Genomic DNA, 22,664 nt, shown 5'->3' with positions numbered 1-22,664 from the left:
AGATTACAAGCCGCTTAATTTAGCTTGATGGTGACAACTACCTTGAAAAACTCCGATAACGACTTCCCACAATACAATTCCACAATAGATAGCTGCAAACTACCTCTTTTCTCGCTACAATACGCGTATGATGTGCACGCTGTATAACTGAGCAACCACCGCCTTTTATTTACCCATTATCCGAGAATCCTATGAGCCACCCACTAAATCATAAGCCACCTGCTGACCTATTAAAAAATGCCGAACACTGGCGCGAAGATATTAACTTTCGCCAAGACGTATTGGGCAAGCCGTTTGATTTTTCGACCACGTGGGGTATTTTTTCACCGCAAAAGCTCGATGACGGTAGCTTGATGCTGCTTGATTATGTGGATTTTGAAGCTGACGATGATTCAATTGATTTGGGCTGTGGTTATGGCGTACTTGGTATGACGGCAGCACGTGAATGTCCGAATGGTCAACATACGCTGATCGATAAAGACTTTATGGCGGTAGAATACGCATGCCGTAACTGTGAAAAAAACGGTCTAACCAATGTCGATGTGCATTTATCAAACGGCTTTAATCAAGTGGCAAAAGACAAAGACTTTAGCCTGGTGATGTCAAACTTGCCAGCCAAAGTGGGCAAAGAGCAGCATTATTTATACTTCCTTGATGCTTATGAGCGTATGCGTACGGGTGGTCGCTTTTATGTGGTTACTATCAACGGCCTACGTCAGTTTGTGAAGCGCTCATTTACCGAAGTATTTGGCAATAGCGATAAGATCAAGCAAGGTAAGACGTACACCATTACCATGGCAACCAAAGACTAATACCAACCGCCAAAAATACGATTAGCTGTGTCAAAATCGCTTAGCTTACAATGCGTAGTACTTGCGCTCTTTTTCCTTGCTACTCTAATTTTTGTGAATGGTATAAATTTTTGAAAGTGATAAAAATAAGAAGCCCGCTAAAACATAGTGTTTTAGCGGGCTTCTTTATGGTAAATGATATCTGGCTACATCTGCCGTTTGAGCAGATATCCACCCAATGCCGCACTACCGATGATGGGTAATAGCACCATGAGTAGCGGCGACACTCCAGTAGCGAGCGAGATAAAGCCAACCAAATCTTGCATATAACTAAACAGCAAACCAAACAATAGCGCTACCACGATACGCAAGCCCAAACTATGCGTACGCAGTGAGCCAAAAACAAATGAACAGGCGACAATCACCAATGACAAAATAGAAAATGGTGATAATAGCTTTTGCCAAAACGCCAGCTCATGATTCAAAGAGCGCTGACCCTGTTGACTCATAAACTGGCGATGCTCATATAGCTGAGTCAATGACAAGTCCTCCGCCTTGCGAGTGAGCAAATACACAGACTCAGGAGCAAACGGTAGGCTCAATGTATCAGAGGGTGAGATGGCTTGACTGCTATCAAACCCCTGACCGATATTCAGTTTGGTCATATTATTCAGCTGCCACTCATAGCGATACTGCTCACTTGGTGCATCAATGGTCATATCGACTGGTTCACGACCAATATACTGCCCATTTTCTGCATAGATGGCCGTTTGTAAGCTACCATTATTATCCAAATGCCAGCGTTTGACCTCACCGATGTTGCCTTGAACATCAGCATAATCAATATATAACACATCACTGCCATCCGACATGGTACTACCATCAGCAGCATTTTCAAAGCGTGGCTGCACAGTCCAATAACCACGTACCGATGTGACCAATGCGCGGCTATCGGCATCATTGATCTCTTTTGCCAACTGATTAGAGTATGGTAAGACGAACTGGTTAATCGCCAAAGCAAGCAACACAAAAATCATGGCAGGCTGTAACACCCAACCGACAATGCGATATACGCTCACTCCAGCAGCACGCATCACCACCAGCTCGCTTTTGTTAGCGAGTAAGCCTAAGCCTACAACCGCACCAAGCAATGCTCCTGTTGGCGTAAACTGCTCTAAAAAATAAGGTGAGCGATAAAAAATATACTTAATTGCCTGCCCCATCGTATAACTGTCGTCTAGTGAGTCAAGCTCTGACAAATAAGAAAAAACCAACTGCAACGCCCACAGACCTAAGACCGCTCCGACAATCGCAAAAAATGCATTACGTTTGACATAACGGCTAAGAACTTTTAGGTTGGCAGGCTTTTTAACCAACTTAGAGAATAAAGCGCTCATTAAGGCTGTCCTCCTTGTGAGCCAGTGCTTTGACTATCGATAACCGTTAATGGCGCATTTTGTTGTTTACGAAAACGCAGTCGATGCTGTACGCGACTTCCCCAATTCATATAAAGTGCTAGTACCATGAATCCAAGAACCAACCACGCATAAGCCCACACACTCACACTGCCTTTGCTTACTGCATTTTTTAGTGAAATAATACCCAACGCGCAGCTGACAAATAATAAAATAGAGGGAAATAAGCGTAACCAACGACCTTGACGAGGGCGTACTTGTGCGAGCGGTACGGCCAGCATAGGCGCGATAATCATCAGCCATGGTAAAGCAAAACGATATCCAAGCTCACCTTGTGCTGCACGTAGCGTATTGGTATTACTTACTTGTGCACCGCCAGTAGCCGCCTGCCATAATGGTCCTATTGCTTGCGTTTCAATGTTGTTTTCGGTGACGACTTCTTCTGATGACTCAGTCAAAGTGATACGGTAGCGATCAAAGCCCACCTGATTGTATTTCAGACTACCTGCTCCAACTTCATAGCGACGACCTTGGAACAAATCCAACTGGGTTACACCGCTATCACCCGTATCTACTTGTTCCGCACGAGTGGCGAGCGTGATAGTATCTTTGCTGATATTAGAGTTTATAACAGCGGCTGGTAGCTCTGGTATACCCAATGACTCTGCTGTTTCTGGGTCAATGGTATTACCAGCATTGATAGCCTCTTTGTCAGCAGCACTGCCCTTTTCTTCAGGTTCAGACTGAATGAGGATCACATTTTGTAATTGTTTTTTATCATCACTTAAGCTGCCCACATACAAATGATAATTGCCACTACTGATAAATTCATTTGGACGTATCAAATCAAATGCGCTAGTCACAGCTTGCTGTTGCCAAACAGCTTCTGATGAACGCACCCCCCACGGTTTTCCGACAATGGACAATGCAGCTTCACCGACAAACAAGGCCAATATCAGGGGCGTAATCAAACGAGCAAGTTTACCACGCGAGACACCACTGGCATTGATAACAGCCATTTCTTGATCGACATACAGGCGCCCAAATACGAGCATCAATGCGATAAAAAATGCTAAAGGCAGAATTAACTCTAAGAAGTACGGCAAATTATAACCAATGATGGTAAATAATAAGCTGATATCAAGATTACCTTCTGCGGCAATACCAAAGTAGCGTATCAAACGACCACCTAGCATCATCACCACTAAAAACCCTAATACTAGAGCAGTGGTTGAAGCGACTTGTTGGGTCATATAGCGGCGTAATATCACAATAGGTACTCTTAAAAAGGGTTGGTATTCTTAATCATTCGTCGCATAATTATGGACAAAATAATGACAATTTTATGCTCCATAGTTGTAGCATGTTAAACATTCAATCACAGCACTAAGCAGTATAGAAACAATGCCGTTCAGCCCAAGTCTTAAACAGATATAAAGATAGCAGTATCACTTATTAGCAATACCTTATAAATATTGGTGATCAAGATGACCGCTAATGCTAGCATGTTTTGCCTAAGAATGGCGGTGAAATGTGTTTGAAAACATTACGCATGCCTTACTGAATAGGCGACAGGCTCTAAAGATGTATAGCAAGATCGTGCAGCAAATATATACGAAATCTTTACCTAACCCTTGCCGACAGCGCAATCATTACCTGATATGCTACACTACAACTATAGCCGAAGACCCCAACTGCTTTAGCCAACCACTTTAGATAGTTAGGATATATTTAATACACATGAACGATAACGTCATCACTCTCGGTGCAGGATTCACCACTATAAGATGAGTGATGCCTTGTCACGTGTGATGTTTCTTATGTTTGAGGCCTTGATCTAGTAAGTTGCTCTAACCTTGAAAGCTGTCGTTAATAAATAGAGTCATCCATATTGACTCACTGTTACGACACTCGTTTTATAACTCTAATAAGGATAACGATATGAATATTAAATTGTCTCAGCACCTACCAAAAACTCATACGCAAAAAATTCTAAAAAAAGAAGCGAAGAGTAAAGATGAAGCGTGTCTGGTTGTTTTAATCGATGATAACAAAAACATCTTTGCCGAATCTGTTCTGACCGATTACACCTCACGTATTGAGCAACTGATTGATGTGTCACATTTTAATGGTAAGGCTGGTGAAACTGTAGTCGATTACGCATTGGCAGGCGACAAAAAAACCACCAAGCAAAACCCTGTACAACTATTATTAGTCGGTGTAGGTAATACCGATAAGCTTAATAACACTGTCTTGAAAAAAATTGCTAATACCATTTATAGTAGCACGCAAAAGCGTGTGTCTTCTATCACTGTTGCGTTGAGCGATGCCTTAGAAGAAAGCCAGTTTGGTCAATTTGCTCTCAACCTATTGGCAGCAAGCTACCGCTTTGACAAATACAAATCTGAACAAGCTTCAACGATACTGACGGACATCTATCTCGTGGCTGATGCTGCATTACAGCCTGCGCTAGCATTTGCACAATCAGTGTTTGCAGGTCAGAGTCTGACTCGCGATGTAGCCAATGAACCAGGTAACATCTGCTTCCCAGCTTATATGGCAGAAAAAGCCCAAGAGCTTGCAGTAGCCTATCCTGACCTATTAACAGTGAAGGTATTAGGTGAAGATGAGATGTCAGAATTGGGTATGGGCTGCTTTTTGTCTGTTGCCCAAGGCTCTACCAAAGAAGGCAAACTCGTACTCATGGAATACCGCGGTAAGTCTGACTTCAGTAGCGATGCTGGCTCCACTAAAGCCGCGACTAGCAGTGCCAAAGTCAGCGGTGGTCTAAAAGCATTGGCTGATAAACTACCAACTAAAAAGTCTGCTAAAAATACTAATACAACTAGCACTGACTTATCAACTGCAAATGATGACGCTCCTATCGTATTGGTCGGTAAAGGCGTCACGTTTGACTCAGGCGGTATCTCTATCAAACCTGGTGCAGCCATGGATGAGATGAAGTTTGATATGGGTGGTTCAGCCTCAGTACTAGGTACTATCAAGGCGTTATGTGAAGCACGTCTACCGATCAATGTCGTTGGTGCGTTAGCCTGTGCTGAAAACATGCCTTCAGGTGATGCAACTCGTCCAGGCGATATCGTCAAAGCCATGAACGGTCTATCAGTCGAGATTTTGAATACAGATGCTGAAGGTCGCTTAGTACTGGCAGATACCCTATGCTATGTACAGCGCTATCAGCCAAAAGCCATCATTGATGTTGCTACCTTAACTGGCGCTTGTGTGGTTGCACTTGGTCATGTACGCTCAGCAGTCTTTAGTAATAACGAAGACGTATTGTTTGAGCTAGAAAACGCCAGTAACTTATCAGGTGACCTTGTTTGGCATATGCCGTTAGATGATGAGTATCAAGCACAGCTCGAATCACCTATCGCAGACTTACAAAACATCGGTGGTAGAGCTGCTGGTGCCGTCACTGCTGCTTGCTTCTTATCTCGCTTCATCGAAGAAGGTCAAGCATGGGCGCATTTAGACATCGCTGGCACGGCATGGAACTCAGGCAAAGACAAAGCTGCCACTGGTCGCCCAGTACCATTATTTATGCAATATCTAAAAAATAGCGCGGATATGGCATAATCGATTAATGACAGCCAATCAACGACAGTCAATTTATGAAAATTAGCTTTTATGTTCTAAGTGAAAATAAAGCCCAAGAAATCTTGGGCTTTATTTGTCAACTGACCCAAACGGCGCTTAACAAAAGCACTCAGTCGCTGCTTATTCTGATCGAAGATGAAGCGTTACTGTCATCGCTTGATGAGGCGCTATGGGCACAAGATTCTACGAGTTTTATACCGCATCAACGCCTTGTAGATGCTTCTAAAAATACTGATGTGGATACTACTGCTGACACCATTCCCAATACTATCAACACTGGTAACCAGTCACTAGCACCTGTCCTACTTGGCAATCATATGCCAGCCGATTTCAAAGGTATCGTACTCAATACCACGATACATCCTGTAAACAGCTTTATGGCAGTGACCAGTAATGCCCAACCAACTCGAGTCCTTGAGCTGATAAAACCTGATGCGCTAAGTGTTCAAGAAGGTCGCAACAAGTATAAAGCTTACCAACAACTAGGCTATGAGCTGACCCACTTTAAAGTGTAATCAGCCTCTCTTTTTCATTTCTCACGATACAACACTATCCTACCTTTCTCATATTGGGCACTTTTCGGTAGCCCTATCAGCTTATGCGGATACGGGGTAGAGGTAGGCGCTTATCCAAAAAAATGCTACCATCCTTCGGTTATTTTTCTGTTCTTATTACAAACGTCTTATTTACAGTCGAATTATTTCAAAATGGCGACAAAGCACCCCTGCATATACTGCGTATTTTAAGTAAGGATCATGCTGTAGCCATTTATAAATGCTTTGACCATATTGACTAAATCGAGGGTGTATAGATGCGTTCATTGATTGCGATGTACCAACGTATAGGGCTGGTTCCGCTCATTATCATTGGTTTGATTTTAGGGGTGTTGATTGGTTGGCAAGCACCAGACATCGGCATTGCATTAGGATTATTGGGCACGCTGTTTGTAGGTGCGTTAAAAGCCGTTGCGCCTATACTGGTATTTGTCTTGGTCATGGCTGCTATCAGTCAACACCGTAGCGGTAACAAAGTTTATGTCAAACCAGTACTTATTATGTATATGTTCGGCACTTTTTTGGCTGCATTGACTGCGGTAGGTGCTAGTTTTTTATTCCCGACTAACTTAGTGTTGATAAATGCGACGATTGAGCAAGTACCACCCGCCAACTTAGAAGCCGTATTGACTAACTTATTAATGAATTTGGTGGCTAACCCTATCAATGCCATCGCTGAGGCCAATTATATTGGTATTCTAGCATGGGCCATCATCATCGGCTTTGCACTACGTCAAGCCAGTGATACTGCGCGCACCGTAGTCAGTGATTTTTCTGATGCGATCTCGCAAGTGGTCAAATGGGTCATTGCTTTAGCACCCTTTGGTATATTAGGTTTGGTCGCAAATACTGTCGCTGAAACAGGCTTTGCTTCTTTGGCAGGTTATGCACGTATCCTGATGGTTCTCATCGGTTGTATGCTATTTATCGCGTTAGTCGCCAACCCAATTATCGTGTTGGTCAAAACGGGCAAAAACCCTTATCCGCTCGTGTTTAGATGCTTGCGTGAATCAGGTATTACGGCTTTCTTCACTCGTAGCTCAGCGGCTAATATTCCTGTAAACATGAACCTTGCTCGCAAACTGGGTCTGCATGAAGACACTTATTCTGTGACGATACCGCTAGGTGCCACTATCAATATGGCAGGTGCGGCGATTACAATTAACGTCTTAACGCTTGCAGCGGCACACACTTTGGGTATCGAAGTGAGCTTTGCGTCAGCACTACTACTGAGTCTGGTCGCAACCATCAGTGCTTGTGGAGCCTCTGGTGTCGCTGGTGGTTCATTGCTCTTGATCCCACTTGCCGCTAGCCTATTTAACATTCCAAACGAAATTGCCATGCAAGTGGTAGCGATTGGCTTTATCATTGGTGTGATACAAGACTCGGCAGAAACAGCGCTGAACTCGTCAACTGACGTACTATTCACCGCAGCCGCTGATCCGACGTATTCTCGTTAATTTGTAGAAGATTAAACGCTATAAATAGAGAAACTAAAAACAATAAAGGGCCCAATTTATTATTGAGGCCCTTTTTTATTGGCTATTTCTTAGGGCGTGTCTTCATTTACCAAATTATTTACTTTATGTGATCAATGTCCACTTCTATCACTGGCGTTTGTAAGTCTAATTGACGTTTTAGTTGGCGTAACTGTTCCACCTCATCTAACAGCTCCAGTATCAAACCAATCGCTGGGACGCTGGCTTCAAAATCACGGCTAAGGCGTGAGGCACGGCGCACGGTTGTCAGCTGATAGCCAGTAAACTGCTCACGCTCTGGCACATCATACTCAATGATATTTTCTTCCATCAACTCGATGACCCATTGGCGCTCTTGGCCACAGGCAGATACTAGCTCATCCAAGCTCATGATGATATCGGTAAATTCAGGCGAGTGTTTCATAACTATTATCCTCGTTTTCTTTCTATTTCATCGTTATCGTATGCATCTCTATTGCGGTGATAAATGACTGCTATCAAGGAGTTGAGTTAACGGTCAATATGGACATCAGCAAAGGCCTGCTTTAATTGCTCATAAGCATTGGTTGCCGCTTCACTACTGATATCAGGATTGACAATATTTAAGGTCAAATACAAATCACCTGCTTTCTTGGCAGGAATACCCTTGCCTTTGAGACGCAAATTACTACCAGATTTACTGTTTTTGGGGATAGAAACACCAAGCTTTCCTGCTGGCGTACTGACATTGATTTTTTCACCCAATGCCGCCTCCCATGGAGCGATATTGACGGTCTGATAGACGTCAGCACCTTCAACACGAATATTATCTGCATGACGGATTTTTACTTTTAAAAATAAATCGCCGTTTTTGCCACCACCTATACCAGCCGCACCTTGTCCTGCTAGGCGAATCTGCTTGCCATCAGTAATACCTTTCGGAATTTTAATTTTGAGCGTCTTATTGTCATAGTCCACGCTGCCATTGGCCTGACGAACCGGAACGTTTAATTTGATACTATAATCGTCACCGTTATAAACTGATGCCAAATCGACCGTAATCTCTGCATGCTGATCTTGACCTTTGCTATCTTGTGACCCAAAGCCACCACGCTGTGATTGTCCGCTCGCGCCACGACCAAATGCAGAAAAAATATCATCGAAGCGAAAACCACCATCGCCATAAGCTTCGCCGTCACCAAACTGATCTTTGATGTCTTCCCAACGGAATCCACCCTGTCCAGCCCCTGCCGACTGACCACCAAAGCCACCAGCGCCAGCTTGACCCGCAAAAGGATTGTCTAGCATGGCATCATATTCTGCACGCTTGTCTTTATCTCGGATGGTTTCGTAAGCATTGTTAATCTCCGCAATCTTATTATCAGCATCTGGATGATCGCTAACATCAGGGTGATATTGACGAACAAGCTTACGGTATTTTTTTTTGATATCGGCGTCTGAGGCGTCTTTTTTGACCCCTAAAATGTCATAGTAGGTTTTCTCTGCCATGTTATTTTTCCTCAAAATAAAAGTATGTTGATAAGATTGGTATGCCCATTTTCAACGATACGGTATGGAAATTTGTGTGACTGCGATATAAAAGGTTGTCGCTATACTTTAATTATAGTAGCAACCAAAATAAAAATGGTTAGATAAATATTACCAATAATGATGCCAGGCTATAGCAGCATTTAATTTACCTCTATCATCTAATATAGCATTATTATCAGCCGTAACTGTGTCAGAGTATGTCACCACAATTCGAGCATCGTCATTCTTTGATAACTGTTGACGTAATGTCAATTTGGTAAAATCCATACTAGCGCGCCCTTCTCGTTTTGAGGCGGTATAAGACAGCTCAGCACTTTGTCTATCACGTTTTGCACGCACACCTACCTCAATACCGATATCGGCATGCTTGTCTTGATCATGGACAGTCGCATTGACCATACTGTAGCCCAGTATATGCTTGCCAAATTTAGCACCTGCACCAACGCCCGCTTGAGCATAAGGACTGTGACGGTTGCCAGTAAAAACATCTGTACGAGCGCCTGTTTTTAGCTGCCAAGACAGTTTAGGCTCGCCTGATAGCGGCTGCCTAAGATCTTCAATCTGCTGCATGTCCAAAAACACAAAATCCGTCAACGTCAATTGACGCGAATCAAAGTTATAGCCCAATGAAAGCTGTACAGCTTCAAAACGCTTATCAATATCTGTATAGGCGTTGAGTGGGTCTTTCACAAATAATGATAAACCGATTTCTGTCATCTCATCAGATAAAGCGACTTTGGTTTGCGTGGTTTTATTACTCAATGCTGGTGACGCTTTATTTGGTACAGTCAATTGAGCCAAACCATCACTCACTGGTAGTCTAAAACGCTGACTGAGCAACTCACTTTTAAAAGCTTGCTGCTGTGGCGTATCGTCCTGTGATATTGTATATGTACGATGCAAAATCAAAAAATCAAGTGCAAGTGCCTTATCCTCATCATTCAAATTGGCAAGCAGTTCGATATTTTCTGTACGAATTACGGTATTGATAACATCTTGTATAGGCTTAGGTAGTTGTACAAACTTCTCACGCAGTTGCGTTTGTTCAGAGGGCAAATAACGTATCGAAGATACTAATGACTCGGCACCATCTTCATGCTCCAGCAGCTGATCAAACACATAGTCTGGTGCATACCAAGGGCCTATGCGTTCCGTTGTTTTGACATCGCTGATCAGCTCAAGTATCTCACCTGAACGATAGCCACAGTTTTGCTTAATAAAGTAATAATCAAACCGAGCAGATTTTGCTTCATATAAATGATAGTTCAATAATTGGGTTTCATACGATTCAAGGTTAAGTACATACTCCCACATATCTCGCTGTTCATTTTTAGAATACACTGCGTCTTGCTTAAAAAACTCTGTCTCCGAAAATCCAGCATCATAAAGCCCAAAAAGCCCTTTGATAGCGTACATGGCGCCATTTTCATTTGCTGGAATGCTAGCACCAAAGTTATAAGAACTATTAAGCAAATCCTCACTCGATAGCTCTCTGACTTCATTAGTGTTCTTGTTTTTGGCGTTCTCGTTTTTGGCACCTGCTGGTAGGCTGGTTTTTACCAATACATGACCAAAGGAAGAAGCGGGGTTTTTTAGATAATTACTGACTAAAATCAAGCTTATTTCTTGATTGGGATCTGGCAATTGGGCGCACTCGTTAAGATTGACATGCAATTCAGGTAGGTGGTGAGTAAGCCATAAATATCTGGCCGGATATTTACAAACGACCTTTTCATCATCAATGCTTTCTATCGTTGCCATCAGCTCCGCATAAGGATCAACATCCTTTTTTGAGCGTGGCTTTGGGTTGGTCAAATAAAATCCTGGTGAGATAACTTCTGCTTTACCATCTTTATAAAATAATAAATGTTGCCACTGTCGATGCTGGGACAGGGATTGTAGTTTTATGGGGTCAATCGTTACGTCTTTATTGACGTCTTGTTTTGGCTCCGAAAATGACGCTTCATGGGTCGCTTCTATACTGCGTCCATTATCTGGCAAGCTATCCATTTCGCTGTCAGCCCTGCGATAAGCATCGTTATCAGCCGTGGCTGCCTCAATAACACCATCCTCACTAGAGTCGGTTTGTTTGCTCTGATCCACCGATGCGAGCTTAGGCCTATAACCGCTTGAATCGACCATACTCAACTCATCAACTCCTACTGCATAAGCAGTAGATGCCGAAAAACAAGCCAACCATAAAAATACTTTTTGCATGTTATCTAGACACCATAAATACATAAGCAATAAAAAACACGTAAGCACTAGGTTTACGTGTTTTTTATCATTAAATCATTAAAAGCTTCAGCATTAAACGAATTGCTTAATAACTGACATTTTCAATATTTAGATAGCGCAGTTTTGCTGAACGATATTAAATAGCGTTTCTGCATTTTGATCTTGTGTAGCGGTACGATACGCAGAAGTCTGAGCATATTGACCATATTGTGCACGTACGCTCGCAGCTGAATCACAGTTAGCAACGTTCTGTAGTGCAGACAAATGAGCACCTTGGCCTGAAGCTAAGTCTTTTTCAACACTTGGAAAGGCTTCTTTGATCAAAACAGCGGCCCTAACATTACCACCTTGGCAAGTGTTAGGAGACATAGAGTCAGAAGTAGCAGCCGTGGTGCCTAAATCCCAAGTTACGTTAGAGATAATAGCAAGAATAGGGCTTGAATTACCAAATAAAGCGCCGCCAATACCGCACTGCTTATAAATCTGCTCGATGGTACGACCGGTATCTGCTGTCTTAAAATTAGAACCAAGATCAGCATTCGCTGTGCTAAATGGAATCATTGCAGCGACAACTGAAGCAAACGCAATTTTCTTCAACATAAAATTTCCTCACAAGACAATAAAAGATAGATTTTCTCACCATACAATCGAAAACTATGAGTGTTTCTAAAAAATCTAAAACAATGTTCAACCTTTGGTATTTTACAAAATAGTAAGAATATAGCAAGATTTTTTTCTTATATTAATGATATTAACTTATATCCAATAACATGAAACCTTTTATCTCATTATACTTGTCTATTTAAATATAATAGAGGCTTTTTATATTATGAATATTTTCTTAGAAGGCAGAATTGGCTTTTGTTGCAGCTTTAAAGCAAACAAACCTTATTTATTTTTAATGCAAGAGCAGTAAATGAAAATCACTTATATTAGTATAGTCAATTCCACTTAAAAATGTTATAAAATAATTAACAAATTCAATTGTTATTATAAAGACCATGACTTACTCACTAGATTTCCGCAAACAAGTACTAAAAAGCTTAGACGAGGGTATGACCTTTGCCGAGGCAGCTAAATTCTATAACCTCAGCCCAACCACCATACAAAACTGGAAGAGACGTGTTCATAGTAAAACAACCAGGCAAACCAAACCCTATAAAATACCAGATGACGTGCTACTCAATGATGTCAAAGAACATCCTGATGATTATCAGTATGAGCGAGCACGTCGTTTAAACTGTAGTAAAACAGGCATTCATCATGCCCTAAAGCGCCTAGGCATCAGTCAAAAAAAAGACTTTAGAACATCCAAAAGCTTGCCCAATAAAAAGAGCGGTGTATCAGGGAAAGCTTGATAGCTTTAGGCAGCAAAGCTATCCCATCGTTTATATGGACGAAAGCGGCTTTGAGGCTGAAACCATTCGTTCTCATGGTTACGCGCCTATTGGTAAGCCTTGTATTGATCGCTACAACTGGCAAGGTAAAAAGCGAACCAATGTCATTGCTGCTCTTTATGAGAAGATGCTGTTTGCACTTGATTACTTTAAGTACAACATCAACAGCAGCATATTCTACAACTGGTGCAAACAAACCCTCATCCCAAGTCTTAAAACCAAATGTGTGATTGTCATGGATAACGCTCGGTTTCATAAAAGTAGACGTATCCAAAAGCTACTCAACAGACATGGTCATCGTATTCTTTGGTTGCCGCCGTACAGCCCAGACTTGAACCCTATTGAAAAGAAATGGGCACAAGTGAAGTTTCTACGCCAAGGCTGGATGGAAAACGACTTATCCAAATTGTTTTATGATGTTTGCCCTAACCATAACAATTTTATTTTGAGCTGACTATAACCTGAAACATATTATAAAATAGACTGAACTCGTGGTTTTTTACAAAATGGTAAGGACGTGGCAAGCTATTTATTGTAAAATATCTATATTATTCATACTCATAGGGAGTACGGATAACATAGGCAAGAGTACCTGTCTATTTTATAAATTGCTTAAAGGTATTAAATGTCTTATTTAATCAGGTCTTTGGTTATCACTTTGTCACTACTACTTAGTACCACTGTTTTTGCTGGCAATACCAGTTATTACGGCAGCAAATTTCACGGTAAACGTACCGCTAGTGGCAGTATCTTCGACATGAACTCATTAACTGCTGCACATCGCACGTTACCGTTCGGCACCAAAGTCCAAGTAACTAACCAAAAGACAAAGCAGAGTGTTATTGTAAAAATTACAGATAGAGGGCCTTTTATTCGAGGTCGTATTCTTGATTTATCAAAAGCCGCTGCTGGTCAAATAAACTGTCAGTTGTGTACAACGACAATGGAAATATTATCTTATGGTGATGGTAAGTACCGTAAGGAATAATGTAATAAAAAGGGAGGGCGATTGCCCTCCCTTTTTTATAACTACCTTTACAAATATCGTTATCAGCTAAAAATAGCTTAACAAACAATATCTACTAAGCCACATCATCTACTCAAGGCCAGCTTCCATTTCCTCTAACGTCGTCATCGATAATAATAATTTTTCTTCATTATCACTATGTTGCTGTTGTAGTGCTGTTTGCTCATTGAGCAGAACAAGCAAATCTGACTTCCGGCTTTCTTCATACAATGTTGTATCCGCCAACTTTTCTTCAAGTACCGCTAGCTGCTTATCAATTTTAGCCAATGATTTTTCTGTACTCTCAATATCACGGCGTATCGGAGCGGTTAGCTTGCGTTGTTCAGCAGCCTGTTTACGCTGGGCATCTTTGCTAAGTGCAGGCTCAGCATTTTTATTCTTTGATGGTGCAGTAGACGCTTTATTGCCTACTTGACTATCAGTTGTTTCACGTGAAACAAACCTTTTACTCTCTTTTTTACTTTTTTTCTTACCTGTGTTTTTATCTTGTGCGTTTTCCTGCTTACGCTTTTCGGCGAGCCATTTACCATAGTCTCCGATATCACCATCAAACTCTTCGATAATACCGTCATGTACCAAGTACAGCTCATCACAAACGTTAGCAATCAGTTCACGATCATGCGAGACCAATACCACTGCGCCTTCAAAACCTTGTAGTGCGATGGTCAATGCTTGACGCATTTGTAAGTCTAAATGGTTGGTTGGCTCATCAAGCACGAGAACGTTTGGGCGCTGCCAAACAATCAAGGCCAATGTCAAACGCGCACGCTCACCACCAGAAAACAGCTCACTAGGGGTATCAATACGATCACCACGGAAATCAAAACTGCCCAAAAATGAACGTAGTATCGCATCCGAAGTCTTACCCGCTAGGCGACGCATCATCTCTATCGGTGTGGCCTTTGCGTCTAAGATGTCCATTTGATGCTGGTTAAAATAGCCTAATTTCAGCGTATCAGATACTCGATACGTGCCTGTTAATATGCCAAGCTCGCCAACCAATGCCTTAATCAGTGTTGATTTACCTGCACCATTCATACCGAGTAAACCCAGACGCGTATCGGGAGTCACCTGCACATTGGCATTGTGCAGCAGTGGTACGTCGCTATAACCAATGTCTGCTTTCGTCAGCTCAATCAGCGGTGAGCTCATATTTGCTGGCTCATAAAAACGGAAGGAGAAAGGGTTTTCTGCCATCATTGGTGACAGCTCCGCCATACGCTCAAGCTGCTTAATACGACTCTGAGCTTGCTTGGCCTTACTGGCTTTCGCACGGAAACGACGAATAAAGTCATCCAAATGTGCCTTAGTCGCTTCTTGCTTCTCAAACGCTTGCTGCTGCTGTGCCATACGCTCATGACGCGTACGAATGAACTGCTGGTAGTTACCTGTGTAGAGCGTGATTTTTTGTTGTTCTACATGAAGGATATGACCAACCGTCGCATCCAAGAATGCCTGATCATGCGAGATGACAATCACCAGACCCATATATGCATTGATCCAAGTCTCTAGCCAAAGAATCGCATCCAAATCCAAATGGTTGGTTGGCTCATCAAGTAACATTAAATCAGCGCGGCTCATCAATGTTTTGGCAAGGTTTAGACGCATGCGCCAGCCACCTGAGAAACCTTCTACTGGTAGCTCATGCTGGCTAGTATTAAAACCCAGTCCCGCCATAATTTGAGCGGCTTTGGTCGGTGTGCGATAGCCATCAATTTCATCAAATTGCTGATGCAATATGCCAATCTGCTCATCACTGACACTGCTCAAATCATTTAACGCGGCATTAATCTCATACCACTGTTCATCGCCACTTAATACATAGTCAACCGCTGTCTGCTTGGTTGCGCCCACTTCCTGTGCCATGTGTGCCACATGCCAGCTATCAGGAATACTTACTTCGCCCCTATCAAGAGTGACTTCGGTATCGCCCGTACCCATTTGCGTCAGTAATAAAGCAAACAAGGTGGATTTGCCAGTGCCATTATTGCCTGTTAAGCCAACTTTGTGACCCGGATGTAGCTGAAAGCTTGCACCGGCAAACAATTCACGACCATCACGGCGAACACCAACGTCTTTAAATTCGATCATATAATTTCTTCATCTCAACAGTAATATAAAATATAAGGCAATAAGAAAAACACACATCTGGCATGTTAACTGCCGGCTATTATTTCAAACGCTTGCTCCATAGGCAAACAATTAAATAACTATTTCAAAACTAAGTATTTATTCATTCATTAAAAGCCAATTCTGATGCATTAAATTCAGTGAGTGACATCACTCTTGACAAACGAATCACTATCCCCATTATGATATACTGCTATAAAGTAAGTACCAACTATATGCTCAACCATTTTGACGGCACCAATATTGTATTTATAATGTGTTAACAGCCTTGCCATAATGACAGCACCCAATTGAATCAAACGCCGTACGTATCTTTATTTGCAACCATTTAATTGCAAACCCAAACAGGACGACGATAGCATTTGATCCTAGCAACTGAGGTAGATATGAACGAATCAGCCAATCAATTTAGTCCAAGCGCCAGCCAACCAGTAGATCCAACCGTATTAAGCCTAACTGACAGTGCTGCACAAAAAGTACGTCGCTTACGTGAAGAAGAAGGTGATAACAACCTTATGCTGCGTGTCTATGTCACTGGCGGTGGCTGTTCAGGTTTTTCTTATGGCTTTAACTTTGCCAATGAGCTAAATGAAGACGATGCCAACTTTGACAATGGGGATGTGACCTTAGTCGTCGACTCACTTAGCTATCAATACCTACAGGGCTCTACCGTTGATTATACCGAAGGCTTAGAAGGTGCGCGCTTTGTCGTGACCAACCCAAATGCTACCACCACTTGTGGCTGTGGTTCATCCTTTTCTATTTGAGTTAACCGCACACATAACTCTTGATCTAAATACCCAAGTTGTTGGCTACAGCGATGCTCAATAACTGAACGCTGTATATCAAAAACCTCTATCTGCTAGGTAGATATTTTTTTATTTGCAGAGGGCTTTAATCAAAGACTGCTTACAAATAATACGGTCTAAATATCCTCTAATATTCAGGCAGACAAGCCATTGTAAAGCTTGTCGTATTTGTAACTATCCGTGGTTTTAAAAGCTGCTTTGAGCTAAACTGACGAAACTCTTAACCCAATATCTACCTCTTTTATGGTCAAGCGCTAGTCGTGTTTTGAACCACCATAATGAATAACAATAGATGACTATTATGACTAATTTTGTGAGTAGCTTTGTTAACTTTGAAATTCCTAACTGGTTTGATAGCAAGCATTTAACAGGCATGCTCCGTGGTATCGAAAAAGAAGGACTGCGTGTCAAACCTGATGGCTACTTGGCTCAAACACCGCATCCGACCAAACTCGGATCAAAACTTACACACCCTTTTATCACCACAGATTATTCAGAAAGCCTACTTGAGCTGATTACCGATCCAAAAGCCTCTCCAAAAGAAACCCTTAACATGTTGCGTCAACTGCACGTACTGGTGTATCAAGCCATGCCAGAAGGTGAGCTGATGTGGCCATTGTCTATGCCATGTATGCTGTCCTCAAATGATGAAGATATTCCACTAGCCGATTATGGCAGCTCTAACACTGGCAAACTTAAAACGCTATATCGTAGTGGTCTGGGTATTCGTTATGGTCGCCGCATGCAAACCATCGCAGGTTTGCATTATAACTTGTCTTTTGGTGACGGACTGTTTGAAGACTGGCAAGCAAAAACACCTACTGCGCAAAGCCAAACGTTGGCAGAGTTTAAAAATGAAAAGTACTTGGGACTTATTCGTAATTTCAAACGACTAACCAGTCTTGTACTGTATTTATTGGGTGCTAGTCCAAGCGTCTGTCCTTGCTTTTTGGCCAATCGTAAGCATGATTTAGAGCAGATGAACAGTTCTACTTATTATAAACCTGCTGCCACCAGCCTGCGTATGGGTAAACTTGGTTATACCAATAGCGTGCAAGAGCAACTCGATATTCGTTACAACTACTTGCCAGAATATGTCGCTGGACTACGCCGTGCGATTCAGACACCACATGAAAGCTTTGCTAAGCTTGGCTTAGATGATGCGGATGGCAATCCTATTCAAATCAATAACCATATCTTACAAATAGAAAATGAATACTACAGCCCTATCCGACCAAAACAAATAGCAATGAGCGGCGAAACACCGACTGAAGCGCTTGAGCGTCGTGGTATCGCTTACGTTGAATTCCGCGCCATTGATTTGGATCCTTATAGTGATGTCGGTATCCGTTTATCTAGTGCTTGTTTCTTAGAAGTAATGGCGCTCTACTGCCTACTTAGCGACTCACCTGACTTGCTACCTGAAGAAGAAGAAACACTCGCGATTAATCTTGAGCGCGTGGTAAACGAAGGTCGTCGCGATAATCTACATATTATCAATAATGGTGAGGAGCAATTACTTGAGAGCTGGATGCTGACACATCTAGAGCGCATGCAACCACTTGCTGCACTACTTGACGCGCATTATGGTGGCAACGACTACCGTACTGCTGTTGCCCTGATGCAAGGTAAAGCTGGACATTCTGAGGCAACCATCTCTGCACAAGTAAACTCTGATAGTCAGCGTTTGGGTAGCTTATGGCGGCTTGGTTTCACCTTAGCACAGCAGCATCGTAAGTCTTTATTACAGCAAACGCTCAGTCCAAATACCCAAGCCAAATACGAAGTACTGGCAGAAAAATCGATACTCCAACAAGCAGATATCGAAAAAGCAGAAACAGAAGATTTTATGGAGTTTTTGCAACAATATCGCTAATTTTGATAATTAGATATTTATAACCATGTTCTGATCAGTATTTAATGTCTGTAGATGACTAATTTATAAGAGTAACTGCCCGATGCTAAAGCTAACCACTTACCGTAACTTGCAAGTATTTTTAGTAATAATGAGCATAGTAGGAATGAGTTTTGCGCTGTTCTTTTTACAGCGCTATTTAGGGTTTTCCCCTTGTCCACTTTGTATTTTCCAACGTATTGGCTTGATTATTATGGGTATTTTTGCCCTAATGTCAGCACTGTTTAATCCAAAATCTAAAATAATCAGACTGCTATTGTGGCTTGGTAGTGTGGCTGGAATAGGCTGGTCTACGGCAGTAGCCGCGCGTCATGTATGGCTACAGCACTTACCTGCCGATCAAGTGCCTTCCTGCGGTCCTGGTCTCGATTATTGGCTAGACACCTTACCAATTCTACAAGTGTTCAAAGAAGTTTTCGCAGGTTCTGGCGAATGCGCTTCTGTTGACTGGACATTCATAGGATTGAGTATTCCTGAGCAGTCTCTGATTTTGTTTAGCGTACTATTGCTAGTACATGTGTTGATACTGTTACATATCATTCGACCAAGCACCAGCAACCGTCTTGGATAATAAACAGTTATGATATGTTAAACATATCACCACGGCAGTGACAGTGACTATTTTTTGGGTAGTACAATGTTGAAAATAGAGGTTTAGTTCATTCTAAGCCTTTATTTTTAACTATAAAAGGTCGAAAAATAGTCCTGTCCTTGCGAGCTAACTTTTCTAATTCATCAAATCTCCAGTACCTTATACCCCCTCTTTTGTATAAAACCGCCATAACAAAAATTCTACAGAGATATCCTCAATCTTTGCTATCTTGACACTGCTTATTTGCTGTTTCGGTTAATCAATACGACCAATATTATTCAACAGAATTAAAGTAACCAGCGCTATCTCTTATAGACTGAATGATTTTGACACTTATGCCTTCTATTATCTGTCGTTTTTGACAATAAAATGACATTATCGATAGCATGGACAATCTTTAAAAACCCTATGTACAAACTGTTTTTTGGTGTGACCATGATGTACTTTGCGCCTATTGGCTCTACCACATTGACTGTCATAAAACGCTATGGTCGGTCTTTGCTAGCGCTCCCTATCTGTGTCGTTCTTATTGGCTGTGACAACGCTGAACCCAATGATCATAAGGACTTGGCAACGCAAGTCACACCTGTTGATAGCACCGTACCTTCTAACTCAGAGAATGCCAAAAATAACTTGCAAGATAATGACGATCGTTTATCTAGTGTTGATGACCAGTCTAATGAAGCAGTAGAAGGACAGTCATTGATTGCGGCAGCTCAGCCGAGAAACGAGGCACTTACCTCTGGGTCACGAACGACCAATGACACACATAGTAATATCCTACAAGCCACACTAATGGGCGACTACGGAGGCATGGTGCCTTGCACTTCTTGTGACAGTGTCGATATCACACTAAACCTATTTGCTGATGGTTCAGTGCTAAAAACCAGTATTTATAACAACCCTGACACACCGCATACACCACTTTTTGAGTCTGGTATTTATCGTCAAGATAATAATAATATTACGATTGTCTACGAAGACAAAAATATTGAGACGTATCGTATTCAAGACAATCATCTTATCTTAATGAACAAAGACAAAAGCCCTAATAATGACTATACCTTGTCACGTAAATAAAAAACACACAGCGAGTTAGATATAAGTAGTCTCAGATAAAAAACTAAGACACCAAGTACCGTAGCAAACAACGCCTACCTTTAAGGCGTTTTTTATTGGTCATCTAATGGGCTTTACTTTACAATGAGTGACTGTTCACCGCGTTGATATTTTGACAACCGTTTGCTATTTCTGCGACAAAAGGTCGTTAACATGACCATAATCATGTGGGTCGGTTCTATCATGAGCAGCCATGTATTGCGGCTAGACTCACAGATAACGCTTTATTCTATTCTCTTAATTTAAGCTCGTACGGAACGTCTATGCATATTCATATTCTTGGTATTTGTGGTACTTTTATGGGCTCGCTAGCCCTACTGGCGCGAGAGCTTGGACATACCGTCACTGGCTCCGATGCCAATGTTTATCCCCCTATGTCCACCCAACTCCAAAATGCAGGCGTGACTATCGAAGAGGGTTATTTGATAGAACACTTACAGCCAGCGCCAGATTTGGTCGTCGTTGGTAACGCGATGAAGCGCGGTATGGATGTGGTTGAGTATATGCTAGACACAGGACTGCGTTATACCTCAGGTCCACAGTTTTTATCAGAGCAAGTCTTACAATCTCGCCACGTGATAGCCGTTGCTGGTACTCATGGTAAGACGACGACAACGACAATGCTTGCGTGGATATTGCACTATGCTGGTATCGATACTGGGTTTTTGATTGGTGGTGTACCATTAGTCGATACCACTGACGAGCACCTACAGCAGGTCTTCGCGCATAGTAGCTATTTGGGTGCAGAAGCAAGCAGCAATGACAACGCAAAGAGAGGATATTTCGTCATTGAAGCGGACGAATACGACTCTGCCTTTTTTGATAAGCGTTCAAAATTCGTTCATTATCGCCCGCGCACAGCTATCTTAAACAACCTTGAATTTGATCATGCCGATATCTTCGCTGATCTCAATGCCATTCAGACTCAGTTTCATCACATGATACGTATGATTCCAAGTACTGGACAAATCATCATGCCATCAGCTACCAGCAGTTTAGAGGACACTCTAGCAAAAGGAGTTTGGACGCCTGTTTGGCGCACGTCAGTGATTGACAAGAACGCAGCTGACAACCTCGGAAATGATAGCGATTGGCACGCTGAACTTATTAGCGAAGACGGTAGTCAATTTAAAGTGAGCTTTGGTGCAGATAATGACGCTATCGGCACTGTTAATTGGGCAATGAGTGGCATCCATAACGTTAATAACGCTCTAGTTGCTGTGGCAGCTGCTTATGATGTTGGTGTTAGTATTGCCACGGCTTGTGAGGCATTATCCGCATTTGCTGGTATCAAACGTCGCATGGAGTTAATCGGTGATGTGAATGACATCTTAGTTTTCGATGATTTTGCACACCATCCGACTGCCATTACCACGACTTTAGATGGTGCCAAAAAGAAACTGGCTGATAGACGGATTTGGGCCATCATCGAGCCACGTAGTAACACGATGAAAATGGGTATTCACCAAGACAGCCTAGCTGAATCTGCTGCCCTTGCTGATCACACGCTATGGTATGAGCCTACTGGTCTAGAATGGGGCTTAAAAGACGTCATCGAGCAAGCCAATGTGACCAATCCTAATATCAGCAACCAGCAAGTACTGACTAGCACTGATGATATCATCGAACATATCAGCACGCATGCTCAAGCAGGTGATGCGATTGTCATTATGTCTAATGGTGGCTTTGAAGGAATCCATCAACGTCTATTAACAGCATTAGGTGACAAATAGCAGATTTACTGTCCACTTATCACAAGCATCTACATTAAAGCGTGGCATCGTGATCAACGAGCCACGCTTTTTTATTATCAAACAGCCTACCTGTACCGGTGATTAATCAGTATGCATCGCGGTCAGTATTTGCGACTTTGCTACCTTTGTAACCTTTCATTTACCTATCCTGTCTTAATATTAGCAAATTGGCAGTTTTCCTCACATAGCTCATACACTGGTAACATTTCGTGCTTACCTTTACTTCTATGCAGTGCATACAATAACTTCATCAGAGTTCGTTATACATTATAAATGATAATAAATTAGGAGAATAAC

The 22,664-nt window shown here is 42.1% G+C and carries 19 protein-coding genes; 12 read left to right on the top strand and 7 right to left on the bottom strand.

The features are described 5' to 3' along the window. The first annotated feature begins 191 nt into the window (after positions 1 to 191). A complete protein-coding gene (locus tag EI164_RS02985; protein ID WP_192518516.1) occupies positions 192 to 812 on the top strand; it encodes a class I SAM-dependent methyltransferase in 621 nt (206 codons plus the stop codon). A gap of 185 nt (positions 813 to 997) precedes the next feature. Here EI164_RS02985 and lptG read toward each other — a convergent pair whose 3' ends face one another. Continuing rightward, positions 998 to 2,188, bottom strand: a complete 1,191-nt coding sequence (gene lptG / locus EI164_RS02980) for an LPS export ABC transporter permease LptG (protein ID WP_192518515.1) — start codon at positions 2,186 to 2,188, stop codon at positions 998 to 1,000. Next, positions 2,188 to 3,459 (bottom strand): LPS export ABC transporter permease LptF, encoded by a 1,272-nt coding sequence (locus EI164_RS02975; protein ID WP_192518514.1) that lies wholly within the window; start codon positions 3,457 to 3,459, stop codon positions 2,188 to 2,190. Before EI164_RS02975 ends, lptG begins: the two co-directional genes overlap by 1 nt. A gap of 688 nt (positions 3,460 to 4,147) precedes the next feature. On the opposite strand from EI164_RS02975, the gene EI164_RS02970 reads away from it, so the two are divergent. The 3 genes from EI164_RS02970 (at position 4,148) to sstT (ending at position 7,838) form a co-directional block, all read left to right on the top strand. Next, complete coding sequence (locus EI164_RS02970; RefSeq protein WP_192518513.1) at positions 4,148 to 5,803, top strand: leucyl aminopeptidase; 1,656 nt, start codon at positions 4,148 to 4,150, stop codon at positions 5,801 to 5,803. Between the two features lie 35 nt (positions 5,804 to 5,838). Next, positions 5,839 to 6,339 (top strand): DNA polymerase III subunit chi, encoded by a 501-nt coding sequence (locus tag EI164_RS02965; RefSeq protein WP_192518512.1) that lies wholly within the window; start codon positions 5,839 to 5,841, stop codon positions 6,337 to 6,339. Between the two features lie 296 nt (positions 6,340 to 6,635). Further along, complete coding sequence (gene sstT / locus EI164_RS02960) at positions 6,636 to 7,838, top strand: serine/threonine transporter SstT (protein WP_192518511.1); 1,203 nt, start codon at positions 6,636 to 6,638, stop codon at positions 7,836 to 7,838. Between the two features lie 118 nt (positions 7,839 to 7,956). Here sstT and EI164_RS02955 read toward each other — a convergent pair whose 3' ends face one another. The 4 genes from EI164_RS02955 to EI164_RS02940 form a co-directional block, all read right to left on the bottom strand. After that, positions 7,957 to 8,280, bottom strand: coding sequence for a chaperone modulator CbpM (locus EI164_RS02955; protein WP_192518510.1), 324 nt, complete (start codon positions 8,278 to 8,280; stop codon positions 7,957 to 7,959). 86 nt (positions 8,281 to 8,366) lie between these two features. Further along, a complete protein-coding gene (locus EI164_RS02950; RefSeq protein ID WP_192518509.1) occupies positions 8,367 to 9,344 on the bottom strand; it encodes a DnaJ C-terminal domain-containing protein in 978 nt (325 codons plus the stop codon). 150 nt (positions 9,345 to 9,494) lie between these two features. After that, the gene (locus EI164_RS02945) at positions 9,495 to 11,603 is read right to left on the bottom strand and encodes a DUF4105 domain-containing protein (protein WP_192518508.1); all 2,109 of its coding nucleotides are present in this window, start codon (positions 11,601 to 11,603) and stop codon (positions 9,495 to 9,497) included. A gap of 129 nt (positions 11,604 to 11,732) precedes the next feature. Beyond that, complete coding sequence (locus EI164_RS02940) at positions 11,733 to 12,224, bottom strand: DUF3015 family protein (RefSeq protein WP_192518507.1); 492 nt, start codon at positions 12,222 to 12,224, stop codon at positions 11,733 to 11,735. 401 nt (positions 12,225 to 12,625) lie between these two features. Here EI164_RS02940 and EI164_RS02935 point away from each other — a divergent pair, with 401 nt between their 5' ends. The 3 genes from EI164_RS02935 to EI164_RS02925 all read left to right on the top strand — a co-directional run bounded on the left by EI164_RS02935 (position 12,626) and on the right by EI164_RS02925 (position 14,009). Continuing rightward, complete coding sequence (locus tag EI164_RS02935; protein ID WP_192518506.1) at positions 12,626 to 12,982, top strand: IS630 transposase-related protein; 357 nt, start codon at positions 12,626 to 12,628, stop codon at positions 12,980 to 12,982. Next, positions 12,963 to 13,475, top strand: a complete 513-nt coding sequence (locus tag EI164_RS02930) for an IS630 family transposase (RefSeq protein WP_318779510.1) — start codon at positions 12,963 to 12,965, stop codon at positions 13,473 to 13,475. The genes EI164_RS02935 and EI164_RS02930 overlap by 20 nt, the downstream gene beginning before the upstream one ends. Before the next feature lie 171 nt (positions 13,476 to 13,646). Continuing rightward, positions 13,647 to 14,009, top strand: a complete 363-nt coding sequence (locus tag EI164_RS02925; RefSeq protein ID WP_192518505.1) for a septal ring lytic transglycosylase RlpA family protein — start codon at positions 13,647 to 13,649, stop codon at positions 14,007 to 14,009. A gap of 108 nt (positions 14,010 to 14,117) precedes the next feature. Here the strand turns inward: EI164_RS02925 and EI164_RS02920 are convergent, their stop codons facing one another. Next, a complete protein-coding gene (locus tag EI164_RS02920; protein WP_192518504.1) occupies positions 14,118 to 16,139 on the bottom strand; it encodes an ATP-binding cassette domain-containing protein in 2,022 nt (673 codons plus the stop codon). A gap of 425 nt (positions 16,140 to 16,564) precedes the next feature. Here EI164_RS02920 and erpA point away from each other — a divergent pair, with 425 nt between their 5' ends. From erpA to mpl, 5 genes are all read left to right on the top strand, one after another. Further along, positions 16,565 to 16,945, top strand: a complete 381-nt coding sequence (gene erpA, locus EI164_RS02915) for an iron-sulfur cluster insertion protein ErpA (protein ID WP_192518503.1) — start codon at positions 16,565 to 16,567, stop codon at positions 16,943 to 16,945. Positions 16,946 to 17,288: 343 nt separating this feature from the next. After that, on the top strand, positions 17,289 to 18,863 hold the full coding sequence (gene gshA / locus EI164_RS02910) for a glutamate--cysteine ligase (protein WP_192518502.1): 1,575 nt from the start codon (positions 17,289 to 17,291) through the stop codon (positions 18,861 to 18,863). An 82-nt stretch (positions 18,864 to 18,945) separates the two neighbouring features. Then, a complete protein-coding gene (locus EI164_RS02905; protein WP_192518501.1) occupies positions 18,946 to 19,473 on the top strand; it encodes a disulfide bond formation protein B in 528 nt (175 codons plus the stop codon). A gap of 390 nt (positions 19,474 to 19,863) precedes the next feature. Beyond that, on the top strand, positions 19,864 to 20,574 hold the full coding sequence (locus EI164_RS02900; protein ID WP_225739080.1) for a copper resistance protein NlpE N-terminal domain-containing protein: 711 nt from the start codon (positions 19,864 to 19,866) through the stop codon (positions 20,572 to 20,574). 302 nt (positions 20,575 to 20,876) lie between these two features. Continuing rightward, entirely contained in the window at positions 20,877 to 22,346 is a 1,470-nt protein-coding gene (mpl, locus tag EI164_RS02895) for a UDP-N-acetylmuramate:L-alanyl-gamma-D-glutamyl-meso-diaminopimelate ligase (protein ID WP_192518500.1), read from the top strand. The last annotated feature ends 318 nt before the right edge of the window (positions 22,347 to 22,664 follow it).

This window comes from Psychrobacter sp. FME13 (assembly GCF_014861395.1).
Lineage (GTDB): Bacteria > Pseudomonadota > Gammaproteobacteria > Pseudomonadales > Moraxellaceae > Psychrobacter.
Note: the sequence above shows the minus strand (reverse complement) of the source record. Positions and strands in the feature narration are given on the sequence as shown.